Consider the following 11,514-nt stretch of genomic DNA (forward strand, 5'->3'; position numbering starts at 1 on the left):
GATTCGAACCCCTGACCTCTTCCATGCCATGGAAGCGCGCTACCAACTGCGCCAATGCCCCGAATTTGGGCGCCGCCACTCGCGCGGCGACCTGTGAAACAGTAGCGCATCGCGGCTGGACATGCCAAATCTGTGGATCGTGTGCCTGTCTCGATAGGTAGCCCGGTGTTCGCGCCGTGGTGACTAGGACGGTCACTGCTGACGGCGCCTTTGCGATACAGTGCTGGCAAGACACGGGGTGCCCGTCCAGGGCTGAGATAACACCCGCGAACCTGATCGAGTTAGTACTCGCGGAGGGATGTCATTGATGGTCGTCATCCAATTCTCGTCGAAGTGGGCGGACGGTCTGCGATTCTGCTGGCCGCCGCACACCTGCATCGAGGGTTTGTGCGCGTCGTCTGACCTCGTATCGAATCGCGCCGGTCTATTCGGCCCGGCGTTCCTCCGCGAAGAGGCCCCCGCACTATCGAAATGAGAATGAGATGACACTTTTCAGCAGGCTCAAGTCGGCGATCGCGGCCGATTGGACCGCCTTTACCAGGCATGAGTTCGTTGCCCGCCTTGGTGACGGAAGTCTGCCGCTGGCCACCTTCCAGGACTACCTCGTCCAGGACTATCGATTCTTGATTCACTTCGCCCGCGCGTACGCCTTGGCCGCCTACAAGAGCCGGGATTTGGCAAGTGTCCGGCACTCATCCGATGGCCTCAGGGTGATATTGGGTGAGACCAGTATGCATGTGGGGTTCGCCGCGAGATGGGGTGTGACGCAGTCCGAGCTCGAGTCCGCGTCCGAGAAGTTGGGGACTGTCGCGTACACGCGCTATGTGCTGGATACAGGCCTCGCGGGGGACCTGCTCGAGCTGAATGTGGCCCTTGCTCCCTGCGTGATCGGCTACGCCGAGATCGGCAAGAATCTCGAACCCGAACTCGGGCGGATCGTGAACCATCCGTACCGGGAGTGGATCGTCGAGTACGCAGGCGAAGAGTTCCAGACCGCCGCACGCGCCGCTGAAGAGCACCTGGATTATCTTGCTGGGGACTCGATTTCCGACCGGCGCTTCAGCCAACTGGTCGACATCTTTGCGACTGCGACCCGCCTTGAAGCCGACTTCTGGCAACAGGCGAAATGACAAGGCGGAACGGGACGCTCATTTCTTCGAGACCTTCTGCGCCGCCAGCTTCGAGAGCACCGAGGCCAGACTCGGGCTGAAATCCTTCCACACCTCGCTGACCTGATCCAGGTCGATCTTGCCTGCATGCACCTGCTCGCAGAGCCGCATCCAGCCTTCGCCCGTCGCCGCGGTGATTGCGGACGCGACGCCCGCATTGATCACCGTGCCGGCAACGGGAATCAGTTTGATGAAGCTGCGGGCCAGTGCTCGTCCTGCCATCTGTGCACCCAACTGGGCAAGAGCCGATGTCGAGAGCATGGACTTTAACTCGAGGTCGTAGATGACGGCGATGCGCGCCATCATCGTCATTTGAATTGGTGCCAGCGCTGTCGCGTCAGCAACCGGGATCGGGATAGCCGCCGCCCCCGCGGCCGCAGCCGCTGCCGCAGTGATGACAGGCCGCGCCAGATCGCGCTTCCAGGGGAGGTTGAGCTGCTGCGCGATGCGAAACGCGTTCTTCCCGTGTTCCGGCGCGAGTGCGAGAGTCTGCGCCACGAGCTCACCGAGCCCGTGCCCCGCGCCCTTTCCATGCTTCTCGCGTGCAGCAGTGAGGATGACCCGCCGAACCGGCAGATAGAACCGTCGTCCATAGGCGTCCACTGGATTGGCGAGCCAGTCGCGGAATTCCTCGGTGTCTTTCGGTGCGCCGTATTTCCCGGTGACCGGATTCTTCGTCCAATCGACCTTGGTGAGCACCAGAATCACGGGCAGGCCGGCAGCATCAAGCTCACGGATCATATCGACGTCGGCTTGGGTGAGTCGGTCGGCGCTGGCCATCACGCAATACCAGACAACAGCGATCTGCTCGTATGGCGGCCGCCTCGATATCGCCTGCAAATGCGCCCTGAGAGTTTCGGCCGGCGACCTGTGGGAGCCGATCTCGAAACCCTCGAAATCCCAGATGCCGAGCGAGGCATCATGGTAGTAGTTGACGCCGGTCGTTACCGGCATACCTTTGCCGACTTTGGCGTAGTCACGGCCGAAAACGGCGTTGACCAGTGACGACTTTCCCACGCCGGTGCCGCCCACGATCGCGAGGTTGAATCGTCCGAACCGGAATCTCGCATTGGAGGCTTCCTGGACGAAATGTTGGCCATCGATTCTGGGATCGTTCTCGTCGGGGCGGCCGCTCGGCTTGAGTCTCATCTCGCTGTGGGATCCTTTCGGCTGCCGGCGCCATGGATGATGTTGACCTGTTGGCTGGGCTGCTACCTCAGCACGTCCAGCTTTCCGAAGTGCTCGGCGAGCAGGTAGTAGACAGTGAGCCGGTTCTTGCGGTGAACGCCTTTCATCTTCGCACCCACGGCCTCCAGGCCACCGTCCAGATCGTCGGTGTCGGTCAGTCCGAGCTTCCTCACCAAGAAGTTCTTCTTGATTCTCTCCAGCTCCTCCGAATCGCTGTAGGAAACGACCGCCGAATCGGGCTGGCTGAGAACCAGTCGATAAGTCTTCTCCATGGCGGCTACAACGTCCTCGTCGGGGCCCGTGGTGTACTTCTTGAGATCTGCCAGATAGTCCATGACGACTCCCTCTTCTCGTGCGCCGGGGCTGACGACGACGTCGCTTGCAGCCGGCACGTGACTGTCTTCATCATGACGCTACGCGGTACCTGATGTGGCCGGATTCGATGAGGCAATCGGACAGCCTCTTGTGCTGTGAGCGAGCGGCGTCAACTGTTTGCCGGCCGGAGATCGTTAAGCCAGCAGCACCAATAGCTGGGCAAGCAGGATTTTTCCGAACATTGCGCTCGGATAGACCAGGGTATAGCCGAGCGAAACCCGGTTGTCGAAACCGGTACGGGTGTTGGCGAAGGCGAGCAGCGCGGGCTGGGTCTGTGCGCCAGCCAACTGGCCTGCGAGTTGAGTCCAGTCCGTGTGATGAATAAACCGTGAGGCCAGCAGGAGGGAAACGCCGGCTGTCACGGTGATGATGAACCCGAGTATCGCCGCCTTGGCTCCGAGGCTGGACGAAACGGCCTGCGGAAACGCGACTCCGGCTTTGGTGCCTGCGTAGGCGATGAAGACCAGCATGCCCAGATTGGACAAGGAATTGGCGGCTGCGGTGGACATGGTGATCGGATACCGGCCGATTCTGCCCAGCCGGCCCATGATCAGACCGGACAAGAGCGTGCCGACTGCCGATCCGAGTGAAAACGCCCCGGTTGGCAGGGGAATAGAGATCATCCCGATCAAGAGGCCCGCCGTCAGGCCGAGAGCAAGTCCCACCGGATTGATGTCTGAGAACCCGCGTTCGGAGTCGCCTAGGTAGGTACGGATTGAGGCCGTCTTGTCGCGCGGACCGACCACACGCAGGCGGTCTCCCATCTGAAGCACGAAGTCCGGGGTCGGAATGATGTCGACATCCCCACGGCGGACCCGGGTGACATGGGAGCCGAACTTCTCCCGCAACTGCAGGTCGGACAGCGGTGTGCCTGCCAGTTTCGAGCGGGACAGCGTGACTCGGGTCGAATCCAGCTGGGAGCGGTCACCGATCAGGTCGACGCTGGAGGTGTGCCCGAGCCTGGTGGTAACGGCCTCCAGTACATCAGCGGGCCCGATGGCGCTGAACAGATCGTCGCGCCGGAGGGTCTCGTACACGCCTGGAACGTGCACGGGCTCGCGATAGTGCTTCATTCTGGTGATGGTGAGATGCCCGGTGTATTCGTCCAAGAGCTCGCCCACGGCAACCTGGTCTTCGGTGTCGACACGGATGGTTCGCTGCTCGATCTTCTGGACGGCCCGGTTTTCGGCGCTTTTCCCGCGATTCAGAGCGAAGGCTGTGGCGAGGAGCATACCGATCACACCCCACAGATAGCTGATGGAGTAGCCCACGGCGGGCAACTCGGCGTCTCCGGCGGCCTCGCTCGCGGCGGCGAGCGAGGGAGTGTTCGTGAGCGCTCCGGCGAATGCTCCGGCGGCGAGCGGACCGGACAATCCGAGAATTCGTGCGGCTATCCCGGCAATCAACGCTGCAAAGGCCAGACACGCCAATGTGGTCAGCATTACCGGCCAACCTCGGCGTAGCGAGCCGAAGAAGTTGGGACCCGATATCAGCCCCACGGTATAGGTGAAAAGGATGAGCCCGAAACTGCCAAGTATCTCGGGAATGGCGAGTTCTACACCGTTGGTGATTCCCCAGGCAGTGAGGCCGATGGCGGTGAAGAGTACGGCGGCCGGCCCGAGACTGGCGCCGGCCACACTGATTTGTCCGATCAGCGAGCCGACAAGCAGCAACAGGGCGAGAAAAAGAAGGGGATAGTCGGCTAGGAGGTGAAGCATGGAGGCCCCTTGCTTGCGGACGATCGAGGCAGTAGGCGGTCTGACTTATCGTCCGCGAGGACGCATCACAGTTGCGGCACGGTGTGGGATTTCACCACGCTTCCTACTCGGGCCAGGATCCGGACCTTGGTACCTCGAGAACCGAGTCGTCGGTTCGCGAGCAACGCTAGCAGGACATTGCGGGGTCGCGATAGGGTCCGATTCGGGACAGCGAATCCTTACTGACTGGACGACGCTAGGCCGAGAGCTTTGGGATCGATGTGGGCGCTGAGCACGCTTAACTCAAGCCGGTAAGGAACTCGAGAACGGCGGGAAAGACGATCTCAGGCCGATCGCGCTGAACCCAATGACCCGCGTCCGGAACCTCGACGAGTTCGACCTCGGGGACCTGCCAGGCCGCGGCTCGCGCTCGAGCGATGGGCACCCCGGCGTCCAGGACGCCATGAACCATCAGCACCGGGCGCGGGAAACGCGAAAGCTCGGCGGTGTAGTTCGTCTTGAGATGGTTCCAGCCGAATTGGTCGCGCTGCCACTGTTCGAACGGGACGAACGCATCCTTGCGCCCTGCTGCGGTCATGATCTCGTCGAGCAATGCGGGCGTCCGCCGGCCGGGGTCGCGAATGAGGCCGCGGAAGCTGGAGTTCATCAGCCTGCGATCCTTGCCGTAGGCCCGCATCAGTGCGCTCAGCATTCCGGACCGAATCATCGCCCAGGTCATCAGCTGTGCGGGACGCTTCAGTGGCCCTTCGAACTGACGATCCATCAGTCCGTAGCTACCCAATAGAATCGCGCCAGTCACGCCTTCTGGACGTGTCAGAACATGCCCGATGGTCATGCCGCCACCGAGAGAAAGCCCCCCGATCGCGTACCGATCCAGATGCAGCCCGTCGACGAGCTCGCCGACGTAGTCGACCAGACGCTGCTGCGAGTGGGGCCATGGCGCTGCCGGGCTCTGGCCGTATCCGGGATGATCGGGCGCGAGGACCCGGTATCCGGCGTCCGCGAGCACTGGGCCCAATTCGCCCCACGACAACGACGCGTTGTCGACTCCGCCGCCATGAAGCAGCAGCACGGCCGGCTTGTCTTGGTCGATAGCTCTGAGTGGATTCCAGTCGAGGTAGGAGACCGTGCCCCAGGAGAGCCCCAGTGTGCGCCTCGTTGCGTCCATCCCGTTCACCCCGTCATGACCAGTACCGGATCTCTGGGCATAACGATATCGGCGACACCGCTGCGCCGATCAGCGGGCGCGGTCTGTCCATGCGGGTGCGGTGGTCTCCAATACCGCTCGCCACGTCGTCGGTGTGATGCCGAAGGCTTCGACCGTTTCGGAGCCGCCTGCGACGAATGGTGCATCGAACTGGTAGAGGATCCCGGTTACCTCGCGCAGCAGAGGGATCATCGCGCCGCCTGCCCGAAGCACCCAACGGGGCACGAGCCGTAGCCGTGGTTCGTGAGTTCCGGCGTACTCGGCCAGCCCACGCAGCACGTCGCGAACGCTCGCGGGCGGATTCGACGGTACGATCCAGGCCGATCCCCAGGCGCGCTCGTCTCGTCCCAGAACCGCCAGCGTTGCCGCGACATCGTTGATCGCGGTCCAGCTATGAGGCTGATCCGGATCGGCGAAGACTGCGGCCGTCTTGTTCTTGAGGGTCGCATCGGCATAGCGAGCCAGCAGTCCGCTGCTGATCGGCAGCGTGGGGCCGATGTAGTCGGACGACCTCGCCTCGGCAATGCGGACGCGGCCCGCTTGGTGTGCCGACAACGCGTCGTGCCACATCCGTGCCCGCAAGGCTCCCTTGTGATCGGACGGACGAAGCGGTGTCTGTCGGGTGATCGGCCCATCGACAGGCCCGACGCCGTAGAGATTGCTGGCCGTCACAAGTACGGCACCGCTGCGTTCGGCTGCGATGAGGATCGCTGCCGCCAGCGGGGGCCAGGCCTCCTCCCACGCCGGATATGACCCGGGATTGGCGCAGTTGTACAGCACTTCGGCGCCAGCAACCTGTGTGGTGAGTGCGTCCACGTCCGACGCATCCACCGCAATGTGCTCCGCGCCGGGCACCGGTAGACCGCGGCCCGAGCGGGTGAGCACTCGGACGCGGTGTCCCTCGGCCACCAGGCGGGCAGCGAGCGAGGTTCCCACCGGTCCCGCTCCGACGATTACATGCAACTCATGGGCAGCGTTCATACCGCCATTCTCCACGGGGTTCCGACTGACGCATCAGGGGCTCCGGCTATCGCTGTTAGCGTTGGTTCATGACCTATGTGATCGCGTTGCCGTGCATCGACGTGAAAGATCGCGCATGTGTGGATGAGTGCCCGGTGGACTGCATCTACGAGGGCGGGCGGGCACTGTACATCCATCCCGACGAATGCGTCGACTGTGGCGCCTGTGAGCCGGTTTGCCCGGTCGAGGCGATCTTCTTCGAGGACGACCTGCCCGATGAGTGGGCAGAGTTCAAGGACGTGAACGCCGAGTTCTTCGATGACATCGGCTCCCCGGGTAGCGCTGCGAGGGTCGGGCCGGTCGCCAAGGATCACCCGCTGATCGCGGCGCTGCCTGCGCAGAACCAGTAGCGGCCGCCGCGAGCTGTACCTGCACCAAAGACAACTGGTGCGGACCCCAGCGACATGGGGCCCGCACTCAGCGAGCAGAACGCGGCGGTCTGCGAGGAATCAGACGCCGGTACCGACCAGTTCGTCGTTCTCGAAGTCGGATGCCTCCTCGTCGAACGACGCCGCGTTGTAGTTGAGATCCTTGGTCTCGCGGCTCAAGAACAGCGAGATCAGCGTCAGTACTGCGGCGCCGGCCAGATAGAGGCCGACCATCCAGGTGCTGCCGCCGGCCTTCGTCCACAGCGCAACGGCGATGATCGGGGCGAGCGCCGCACCCAGGATGCTCGACACGTTGTAGGCGATCGCCGAACCGGTGTAGCGCACGTTGGTCGGGAAGAGTTCGGGCAGCAGCGCACCCATCGGGCCGAATGTGGTGCCCATCAGGGTGAATCCGACCACCAAGAAGGCTTGGGTGAGTCCGCCGGTCAGCATGGCGTCGGCGCGCAGCGTCGTCCATACCGGGAAGGACAGTCCGAAGACGATGATCGCGATGGTGACGCCGATCAGCAGCTTGCGGCGACCCATCATGTCGGCGGCAGGTCCCGCGAGCAGGGTGAATATGCCGAAGAAGACGACGCCGATGATCTGCATCAAGACGAACGAGGTGTAGCCGATGCCCAAGCCCGCTGGGGTCGCATCCTGGGACTTGGTGCCGAAGGTCAGCGCGAACGTGGTCATCAAGTAGAACAGCACGTAGGTGGCCAGCATGATGAAGGTACCGAGGATGAGTTCGCGCCAGTGATAGTGGCAGGTGTCGCTGAGCGGCAGCTTGCGGATGACGCCCTTCTTCTCGGCCTGACGGAAGGCCTGCGACTCCACCAGCTTCATCCGCACCCACAGACCGATGATCACCATCACGGCGGAGAAGATGAACGGGATGCGCCAGCCCCAGGCTAGGAAGGCATCGGACTGCATGGTCGGGCCATCGGGATGCGGCAGTGCGAAATTGATGATCAAGAAGAGCCCGTTGGCGACGATGAAGCCCAGCGGGGCACCGAGCTGCGGGAAGGTGCCATAGAGGGCGCGCTTGCCTTCGGGAGCATTCTCGGTGGCCACCAGCGCGGCGCCGGACCATTCACCGCCGAGCGCGAAGCCCTGGCACAGTCGCAGGGTGAGGAGCAGGATCGGTGCGATCAGTCCGGCACTTTGGAAGGTGGGCAGCAGGCCGATGAGGAAGGTCGCGACGCCCATGGTCAGCAGGCTGATGACCAGCGTGGTCTTGCGTCCGCGCTTGTCGCCGAGGTGGCCGAAGAAGATCGCGCCGACCGGACGGGCGACCATCGCAGCACCGAAGACGGCGAATGAAGCGATCAGCGCGGTGGTCTCGTTGCCAGTCGGGAAGAACAGCTTCGGGAAGACCAGGGCCGCTGCGGTGGCGTAGACGTAGAAGTCATAGAACTCGATGGTGGTGCCGACCAGGCTCGCGGCAATCACGCGTCCGGGGGAGTTGAGGGGCGCTGCGGCCGTGGACGGACTGGTGGGGCTGATGGCAGACATAAAGAAACACTCCTTTTCGGTGTCCATTATCTGACCATTTCGTCTCACTAATTGGATGGTGTTGGTCTGTGAGATTGTTGCCGACACCGATCTCAGGGCCGCGGAGCCGACCCCCGGCCAATGTCGGGCATCCCACTAGACTGGGTGCGTTGGCTGATATGGACGACAGGAGTGGCCGTGAACGCGACCCAGCAACTCACCAGGCTCGAACCGGGCATGATCATTCCGCTCGGCGGAGACCGTTTCACCAAGGTCGGTGCCGATCTGGCAGCAGCCTTCCGGCCAGGTGACCGTCTCTACTTCGTCCAGGACACCGGAGCATTGCTGCACGTGCCCGACGCAGTTCATCAGGCCGTCACCACCCAGGTGGACGCGGCCACGCGTGCATTCGAGCAGTTGCGCAGCACCGGCCGCGAGCAGATCCGGGTCTTCTACCGTGCTTTCGCCGCGAACCTGGCGGCGTCCTGGCCGCAGATAGCCGCCGCGAATGCGGACGATGAACACCGCGCCAGGGCAGCCGGACGCTCGACGACCCGACTGGTGGTCAGCGACAAAGTGCGCGATGAGATGATCGCCGGTCTGGAGGGCTGGGCCGGGCTCATCGAGAGCGAACTGGCCGCCGGCGCGAGCGACGAGATCGCCCATGTCGACCATGGCGATTGGAGCGTCAGCGTCGTCACCGCGCCGCTCGGCGTCATCGGTTTCGTCTTCGAGGGCCGCCCGAATGTCTTCGCGGACGCCGCCGGCGTGCTCGCCACCGGAAACACGGCTGTGCTGCGGATCGGATCGGACGCGTTGGCGACCGCTCAGGCGATCTGCCAGACGTCGCTGGATCCGGCTCTGGAACAGGCCGGACTCCCCGCCGGAACGATCTCGCTGATCCCTGTCCGCGAACGCTCGGCAGGCTGGGCGCTGTTCAGCGACCGCCGGCTGGCGCTCGCGGTGGTGCGGGGATCGGGCCGAGCGGTCACCGAACTATCGGCGGTCGCCCGGCAGTCGGGCATCCCGGTTTCTGCGCATGGCACAGGAGGCGCCTGGATGGTCGCCGACACGAGCGCCGATCCTGATCGCCTCAAGGCAGCGGTCCGGCATTCGCTCGACCGCAAGGTCTGCAACACCCTCAACGTTGCCGTCATCACCGCTGACCGGGCCGCCGAATTGATCCCGGTGCTCATGGAGGCCGCCGACCGGGCCGCAGCAGTCAGAGGAGGTCGGGCCCGGCTGCACATCGCGTCCGGCAGCGAGCACTGGCTGCCCGCCGATGCATTCACCACCACGATCGAGGTCAAACGCGCTGAAGGCGCCGTCTTTGAACCTCGCGCCACCGTGATCCCGGTCGACCAGCTCGGCACCGAGTGGGAGTGGGAGGACACCCCGGAGATCAGCATCCTGGTCGTCGACGATCTCGCAGAAGCGGCCGGTTTGTTCAACGCCCACAGCCCGCATTTCGTGGCCTCGCTGATTGCCGAGCATCCGGCTGCTCACAAGCGGTTCCGGGCATTGGTGGACGCCCCGTTCGTCGGTGACGGTTTCACCCGTTGGGTGGACGGCCAGTACGCGCTGAATCAGCCCGAACTCGGCTTGTCGAACTGGGAACGCGGGCGGCTGCTCGGGCGCGGTGGCGTGCTCACGGGGGCAGATCTGACCACCCGCCGGCTCGTCGCGCACCACGACAATCCCCAGCAGCATCGCTGAGGCTCAGCGCAGCGAGGACGAGTCGACTGCCGGACGGCATGAGATTGGATTCGGGCTGATTGCCATCTACCCTTCAGCGACATGGACGAACAAGCCAAGCACGCCCGACTGATCCGCGCCATTCCGCCGCACGCCTTCCGGCCCTGGCCGCTGCTGCGCGCGGTATCGCCGGCCGTGAAACGACTGGAGGCGGCGCTGGCTCGTTCGTCCCGGGACGAGGCCGTCGCGTTGGTTGACGAGTTTCGTCGCGGCTGACCTTCAAGATGGCTCTCCGCTGGTCGAACCGTCACCGACGCCGGGCCACAGCATCGTCACATTCTGCTACCGCGGTCCCGGCGCCGAGCTGGTCTACCTGGCAGCCAACCGGCTCACCGACCACCTCGATCCCGGCGATACCGCGATGCGGCGGTTGGACGGCACCGATCTCGCGGTGCTGAGCGTCGAGATGCCCAACGACTGGATCGCCGGCTACCAATTCATCACCCCGCCGTCTCCGCTACCCACCGCACCGCTGCATGAGCCGTTCTCTGCGCGGCAGCTGCAGCAGGTCGCCGCGTCCATCCGCGCTGATCCGCTGGCGCGTGAACAGCTGCCGAACAAACTGCACCCTGCGCTGCACAGTGTGGTCGCATTGCCGGACGCTCCTCGACTACCTGCCGCCAGCCGCGCCGAAGACTGGGAGCGAAGCGAGCGGCAGATCATTGGGCCGGTCAGCGGTGCAGAGTTGCCGGTGACGGTCTTCCGGCATCCGCGGAGCGCCGCCGATGCGCCCATCGTCCTGGTCCTCGACGGAGAGGTCTGGCTGAGCGACGATCTCCTGATCGATTCGCTGCACCATGCCATCGGCACCGGCCAGATTCCGCCGGTTCAGTTGGTGCTGCTGCACTCCGGGGGACCGGCGGCGCGTCAGCTGGACTACGCCTGCGAACTCGACGAGTCCGAGCTGTTGCTGGAGCGGGTCGCCGATGTTCTTGACGGCTCCTTGAGTGCGCCCTGGATCACCGCCGGCTCAAGCCTCGGCGGGTTGTTCGCGATGCTCAGCGCCGTTCGGCACCGCGGACCGATCGCCGGGGCGGTGGCCCAGTCGCCCTCGCTGTGGTGGCCGACCGATGCCGCCATGGCGCCGACCGCCGGCCGCTGGTTCACCGAGTTCGCGGACGCCCGTGGCGCCAGCTCGCCGGTGGTCGTTCAGCTTGGGCTGCTGGAGAACACGCTGGCCACCACGGTCTTGCAGGCCAGGGAAGCGCTGCGTTCGG

11 protein-coding genes and 1 riboswitch are annotated in these 11,514 nt (G+C 64.2%); of the genes, 5 read left to right on the plus strand and 6 right to left on the minus strand.

The window, feature by feature from the left end:
• Nucleotides 1-224 precede the first annotated feature (224 nt).
• A riboswitch (TPP riboswitch) is annotated at nt 225-316 on the plus strand.
• 166 nt (nt 317-482) lie between these two features.
• Nucleotides 483-1,130: a thiaminase II gene (tenA, locus tag AAFP05_RS03940; RefSeq protein ID WP_341728556.1), complete on the plus strand. Its 648-nt coding sequence runs from the start codon at nt 483-485 to the stop codon at nt 1,128-1,130.
• 18 nt (nt 1,131-1,148) lie between these two features.
• Here tenA and AAFP05_RS03945 read toward each other — a convergent pair whose 3' ends face one another.
• From AAFP05_RS03945 to AAFP05_RS03965, 5 genes are all read right to left on the minus strand, one after another.
• Nucleotides 1,149-2,318 (minus strand): GTPase, encoded by a 1,170-nt coding sequence (locus tag AAFP05_RS03945; protein WP_341728557.1) that lies wholly within the window; start codon nt 2,316-2,318, stop codon nt 1,149-1,151.
• A gap of 62 nt (nt 2,319-2,380) precedes the next feature.
• Nucleotides 2,381-2,692, minus strand: coding sequence for a DUF2853 family protein (locus AAFP05_RS03950; RefSeq protein ID WP_341728558.1), 312 nt, complete (start codon nt 2,690-2,692; stop codon nt 2,381-2,383).
• 174 nt (nt 2,693-2,866) lie between these two features.
• Entirely contained in the window at nt 2,867-4,450 is a 1,584-nt protein-coding gene (locus AAFP05_RS03955) for a TrkA C-terminal domain-containing protein (RefSeq protein WP_341728559.1), read from the minus strand.
• Between the two features lie 277 nt (nt 4,451-4,727).
• Nucleotides 4,728-5,618: an alpha/beta hydrolase gene (locus AAFP05_RS03960; RefSeq protein ID WP_341728560.1), complete on the minus strand. Its 891-nt coding sequence runs from the start codon at nt 5,616-5,618 to the stop codon at nt 4,728-4,730.
• Nucleotides 5,619-5,687: 69 nt separating this feature from the next.
• On the minus strand, nt 5,688-6,638 hold the full coding sequence (locus tag AAFP05_RS03965; RefSeq protein WP_341728561.1) for an NAD-dependent epimerase/dehydratase family protein: 951 nt from the start codon (nt 6,636-6,638) through the stop codon (nt 5,688-5,690).
• A 68-nt stretch (nt 6,639-6,706) separates the two neighbouring features.
• Between AAFP05_RS03965 and fdxA the strand changes: the two genes are divergently transcribed.
• On the plus strand, nt 6,707-7,027 hold the full coding sequence (fdxA, locus tag AAFP05_RS03970; protein ID WP_341728562.1) for a ferredoxin: 321 nt from the start codon (nt 6,707-6,709) through the stop codon (nt 7,025-7,027).
• A gap of 99 nt (nt 7,028-7,126) precedes the next feature.
• Here the strand turns inward: fdxA and AAFP05_RS03975 are convergent, their stop codons facing one another.
• Complete coding sequence (locus AAFP05_RS03975; protein ID WP_341728563.1) at nt 7,127-8,563, minus strand: MFS transporter; 1,437 nt, start codon at nt 8,561-8,563, stop codon at nt 7,127-7,129.
• A gap of 177 nt (nt 8,564-8,740) precedes the next feature.
• Here AAFP05_RS03975 and AAFP05_RS03980 point away from each other — a divergent pair, with 177 nt between their 5' ends.
• The 3 genes from AAFP05_RS03980 to AAFP05_RS03990 all read left to right on the plus strand — a co-directional run.
• Nucleotides 8,741-10,258: an aldehyde dehydrogenase family protein gene (locus AAFP05_RS03980; protein WP_341728564.1), complete on the plus strand. Its 1,518-nt coding sequence runs from the start codon at nt 8,741-8,743 to the stop codon at nt 10,256-10,258.
• Nucleotides 10,259-10,339: 81 nt separating this feature from the next.
• Entirely contained in the window at nt 10,340-10,513 is a 174-nt protein-coding gene (locus AAFP05_RS03985) for a hypothetical protein (RefSeq protein WP_341728565.1), read from the plus strand.
• On the plus strand, nt 10,491-11,514 hold a 1,024-nt coding region (locus tag AAFP05_RS03990), incomplete at its 3' end, for an enterochelin esterase domain-containing protein (protein WP_341728566.1). The genes AAFP05_RS03985 and AAFP05_RS03990, both read left to right, overlap by 23 nt.

The sequence above is a fragment of the Brooklawnia sp. genome (assembly GCF_032229645.1).
Lineage (GTDB): Bacteria > Actinomycetota > Actinomycetes > Propionibacteriales > Propionibacteriaceae > Brooklawnia.

Bases quoted from the DNA above. Each gene is read 5' to 3' on its own strand.
- tenA (WP_341728556.1), top strand. From the start codon at position 483: ATGACACTTTTCAGCAGGCTCAAGTCGGCGATCGCGGCCGATTGGACC.
- AAFP05_RS03945 (WP_341728557.1), bottom strand. From the start codon at position 2,318: ATGAGACTCAAGCCGAGCGGCCGCCCCGACGAGAACGATCCCAGAATC.
- AAFP05_RS03950 (WP_341728558.1), bottom strand. From the start codon at position 2,692: ATGGACTATCTGGCAGATCTCAAGAAGTACACCACGGGCCCCGACGAG.
- AAFP05_RS03955 (WP_341728559.1), bottom strand. From the start codon at position 4,450: ATGCTTCACCTCCTAGCCGACTATCCCCTTCTTTTTCTCGCCCTGTTG.
- AAFP05_RS03960 (WP_341728560.1), bottom strand. From the start codon at position 5,618: ATGGACGCAACGAGGCGCACACTGGGGCTCTCCTGGGGCACGGTCTCC.
- AAFP05_RS03965 (WP_341728561.1), bottom strand. From the start codon at position 6,638: ATGAACGCTGCCCATGAGTTGCATGTAATCGTCGGAGCGGGACCGGTG.
- fdxA (WP_341728562.1), top strand. From the start codon at position 6,707: ATGACCTATGTGATCGCGTTGCCGTGCATCGACGTGAAAGATCGCGCA.
- AAFP05_RS03975 (WP_341728563.1), bottom strand. From the start codon at position 8,563: ATGTCTGCCATCAGCCCCACCAGTCCGTCCACGGCCGCAGCGCCCCTC.
- AAFP05_RS03985 (WP_341728565.1), top strand. From the start codon at position 10,340: ATGGACGAACAAGCCAAGCACGCCCGACTGATCCGCGCCATTCCGCCG.